Genomic DNA, 3,823 nt, shown 5'->3' on the forward strand with positions numbered 1-3,823 from the left:
GGGTTGAGTTCCGCGACGGTCTCCGCCACGTTCAAATCGCCGCCTGATCAAGCGTCACCAACTTCTGCGCATATCTCTTGGTTGCCCCAATGTCAGCAGAACCTCGTTGTAGGGCCCACACTGGCGCCCCTCCACTTCCAATTGCCAGCCACCCGCGCAGGGCCTGATGAGCTCGACACGCTGAGAGAAATGATTTACGCGAACAGCGCTTTGCGCGAGAACTTGTTCGAAACGGGTGTGCAGATATCGCCCTAAATCGGCTCTGCTTGGGAAGCTGTCCGGATCTGGTGAGGTGCCCAGCCATTTGGCGAAACCATCACAATTTGAGAATGACGGCGGTCCAAAAGCGATGCTGCGGATCGGTATATTGAGCAAACAGAGTGGGCTTTCGTCCGGTCTGAAATTCGGCCCCGCGCCGGGGAAAGCAGATGGGTCGAAAACGTCAATAACGATAGACCGATCATCACCACGAAATTGCTCAATAAGCGCTTCCAGTGCGCCCAATCCCCGTGGGCCCAAGCCAACAACAGCAATTCTCGACGGTTTTTCGACATAGCTCACTACTAAGAACCCTCTGTGCTTGAGAAATCGCATTTCATAATGCGGGAATTGTTAAGTATTATTTTCGCAGCTTTGCATCAGGATCTCCAGTACGTCTCCGTTTGCGTCGACCGCTCGCCAAAGCCTATGTTTTCGCCCTCGAATCGAAATCACGACCTTGTCTAAGTGCCATTTGTGGGCAGAAGCCGGGCGATCCCGACGGATCTTGGCTGCTATCTGCGTTCCGAACCGCTTGCACTACACCCGGATGCTTTCATACGAGACCATTACGCCCCGTTCGGCCAAGGTCTTGTCGTCGTAGAATGTGTAAGAGTTCGTCATAGCTGACAGCATATGAACCAGCGGCTACTCGTTTCAGGCCAGCGTTGGCCCCCAATCCATAGAGGCACAGCAGCAAGCGTTGATCCCGAAGAACTGAAGGCAATGCCTCTCGGCTGACCGAGGTCTGAAAGCTGTTCAGGCACCCGGTATCCAGTGCCGTTTCCTTCAAGACATCCAGCAACCCCGTCATGGTCAGGCCCAAGCGACTCCGCTTTTCAGCGCAGACAAGCCGGTGGGCTCAGGAACCGGCGTCAGCGGCGTAACTGAAATCCGGGTCTCCCCATTCCACCTCAAGCGTACCTTGTCGTTGTCGGGCATCGTACTAGGGAGTTGCATCGTTCAGCCTTGGCTTGGGGGGCAAGGGCCCAGAGTGATCAAAAAGCCTTTTACCGGCGCGCGCTAGAAGGCCCCGGGTGGCTCCATGGGTACCGGCAGTAATTGGTCGCGAGGACGGAGGCCCACAAGAACCCCCGCCACCATAAGATCAGGCCTTTCCGGTAAGGCGCATGAACTCGTGCAGGAGGTCAGCCACTCGACCGGAATATTTCGGGTCGCGCTCAGCGAACTCGTCCACGACCTCCATCGACTTCACGCGCAACTCATCGACCACGGCAGACTCGAGTGTGGTGATCTCACCGCCAAGCTCCTTGACAAATTCGTCCTTGCGCAAAAGGTCGCGATGCAGGAAGTGGGCGGCAGCATCGGCGCTGGTGGCACGCACAATTTCGTTAAAGGTAGACTTTAGATCGTCGCCAAGGGCCTCCCATTGCTTCATGCCCACCATGACTTCGCCGTTCAGCTGACTGACCAGGTCGGGCTGCACGATGTATTTAGTAACTTCTTGGAAGTTCATGCCCCAACCGGTAGAGATGGAACCCCAATGTGCGCCTTCGACCACACCGGTTTGCAACGCCTGGTAAAGCTCGCCGCCGGGGATCGAGACGGGCGATGCGCCCATTTTTTCAAACACCATTGCCGCAGTGCCGGTGGACCGGACACGCCAGCCGTCGAAGTCTTCCTTGGTGACTAACGGACGGTTGGAGTAGAGCGCCAGACCCGCATAGGACACGGGCCCAGCCTGGTAGATACCTTGCTCGGCATAGGCTTCGCGGATTACGTCGATCGCGCCCATTTCATACATGAACATGTGCATCTCTTCGTGGCTGCCGAAGGTGCCGATGTTGCCATTGAGGTGACCCGCAACGGGAATCCGGCCCATCCAGTAGGACGGATAGATGAAAGCACTTTCCAACAGGCCGCGGCGTACGGCGTTGAGCACCTCACCGGTGGGCACAATACCATCGTTCTGTACCGGCTCGATGGTCAGCTCGCCGCCGGTTGCCTCGGTCACACGTTTGGCGAATTTGACGAAGACGTCTTCGTAATACCAGTTGCCCGTAGGCCAGTGGGTCTGCATCCGCCAGGTGGTCTTTCCCTGGGCGATGGCTGCCGGTGCGGCCAGCATCGAACCGGCAGCGGCAGCGCTGCCGGCCGTGAGTAGCTTACGCCGGGATAGCGGATGCTTGTTGATAGTCATATGTAGTCCTCCACAATGTTAAGGGGCCGGGCCGCGTCACTCCTCCCGCGGCGCCGTAACTGCCGAAGCGGGTCAGAGCCGCTCCGGAAGATCGGTGAAATTCGTGATGATCTGGGGAAACAGAAAGATCAGTGCTCCCGTGGCCAGCATCAGCAAGAAAAAGGGTGTGATCGCGCGATAAATTGCGCTGATCGGCGTCTCAGGGCTGAGGATCTTCAAATAGAACAGGTTATAGCCGAAGGGCGGCGATATATACCCGATGCACAGGTTGAGCTGGAACAGGATGCAGAACCAGATCGGATCAAAGCCCAGTTCCACCACGATCGGAAAGAAAATAGGCAGCATCAGCAGAATGATCCCGATGGGGTCCAGAAACATCCCCAGCAGAAGGGTCAACGCCTGAAGGATCAGAACCATCATTAGCGGTGAGACATCAAGGCCGCGCAAGAAGTTCTGCATGAAGGTCGTGCCCCCGCCCCACCATAGACGGCGATGAAGGCGCTGGCGCCAAAGACGATCCAGATGACCATGCCAGTCATGGCGGCGGTTTCGTAACTGACGTCTTTGATGTAGGCCCAGTTGAGCTCGCGCCGAATGGCGACCGAGATGATCACGGCAGCAGCACCCACGGCGGCGGCCTCGGTCGGCGTGGCGATGCCAGCGAAGATCGAAATCAGCACCGACAGGATAACCACCAGCGGCAAAAAAACCGAGCGTAGAGCGCCGATCCGCTCGCGTAGTGGCGCCACCTCTGCCGAGCCCGGCGCGAGTTCAGGGCGCATGTAGCTGCGGATGGCAATATAGAGCAAAAATATTCCCAGCAGCAGCAGGCCAGAAACTAAACCGCCCAAAAAGAGCCTACCTACTGACTGGCCCGTTTGCATGCCGATAACGATCAGCGTGATCGAGGGCGGGGTCAGGATGCCCAGCGTGCCCGATGCGCCGATGGTGCCCAGCACTAAGGAGCGGTCATAGTCACGCTTGTCCATCGCCGGGATCCCGACAAGGCCGGTCGTCATGGTCGAGGCGGCGCAGCTACCGGTCATCGCTGAAAGCGTCGCGGCGAACCCAGCCGTGCCCAGCAGCAGGCCGCCATTGGTGCGGCCCGACCACAGGTAAAATGCATGATAGAGGTCATGCGCGATCTTTGAGCGTGCAAGCGCCACGCCAATGAAGACGAACAGCGGGATCGCCGATAGCAGGATCGACCACATAGAGCCGAACATCGTCGTGACGATCGAATACATGCCGGTGCTGCCAAAGGTCAGCAGGCCAAAGATGACGGCGGTGCCGCCCATGGCGAAGGCAAGCGATACACCCAATAGGAGTAAGCATCCGGCGTGGGCCGTGCGCGGTCAGTGCGCGCGCTCACGGTCCATTTCGATGAGTTCTCTCAGGTTTTCG

Annotated in this window: 5 protein-coding genes and 1 pseudogene; all 6 read right to left on the reverse strand. The window is 57.9% G+C overall.

Annotation, left to right across the window (positions count from 1 at the left end; all coding sequences use genetic code 11):
* Window positions 1-54: 54 nt before the first annotated feature.
* Entirely contained in the window at window positions 55-561 is a 507-nt protein-coding gene (locus tag ACFSUD_RS19375) for an FAD/NAD(P)-binding protein (RefSeq protein ID WP_386376145.1), read from the reverse strand.
* Between the two features lie 60 nt (window positions 562-621).
* Window positions 622-846, reverse strand: a pseudogene (locus ACFSUD_RS19380) (DDE-type integrase/transposase/recombinase); the annotation flags it as partial.
* Window positions 815-1,072, reverse strand: a complete 258-nt coding sequence (locus ACFSUD_RS19385) for a Tn3 family transposase (RefSeq protein ID WP_386376149.1) — start codon at window positions 1,070-1,072, stop codon at window positions 815-817. The gene ACFSUD_RS19385 and the pseudogene ACFSUD_RS19380, both read right to left, overlap by 32 nt.
* A gap of 294 nt (window positions 1,073-1,366) precedes the next feature.
* A complete protein-coding gene (locus tag ACFSUD_RS19390; protein WP_386376146.1) occupies window positions 1,367-2,419 on the reverse strand; it encodes a TRAP transporter substrate-binding protein in 1,053 nt (350 codons plus the stop codon).
* A 72-nt stretch (window positions 2,420-2,491) separates the two neighbouring features.
* Window positions 2,492-2,866 (reverse strand): TRAP transporter large permease subunit, encoded by a 375-nt coding sequence (locus tag ACFSUD_RS19395; RefSeq protein WP_386376147.1) that lies wholly within the window; start codon window positions 2,864-2,866, stop codon window positions 2,492-2,494.
* Window positions 2,839-3,741 (reverse strand): TRAP transporter large permease subunit, encoded by a 903-nt coding sequence (locus ACFSUD_RS19400; protein WP_386376148.1) that lies wholly within the window; start codon window positions 3,739-3,741, stop codon window positions 2,839-2,841. Before ACFSUD_RS19400 ends, ACFSUD_RS19395 begins: the two co-directional genes overlap by 28 nt.
* Window positions 3,742-3,823: the final 82 nt, after the last annotated feature.

Source organism: Sulfitobacter aestuarii (assembly GCF_042685005.1).
GTDB classification, from domain to species: Bacteria; Pseudomonadota; Alphaproteobacteria; order Rhodobacterales; family Rhodobacteraceae; genus Sulfitobacter; species Sulfitobacter aestuarii.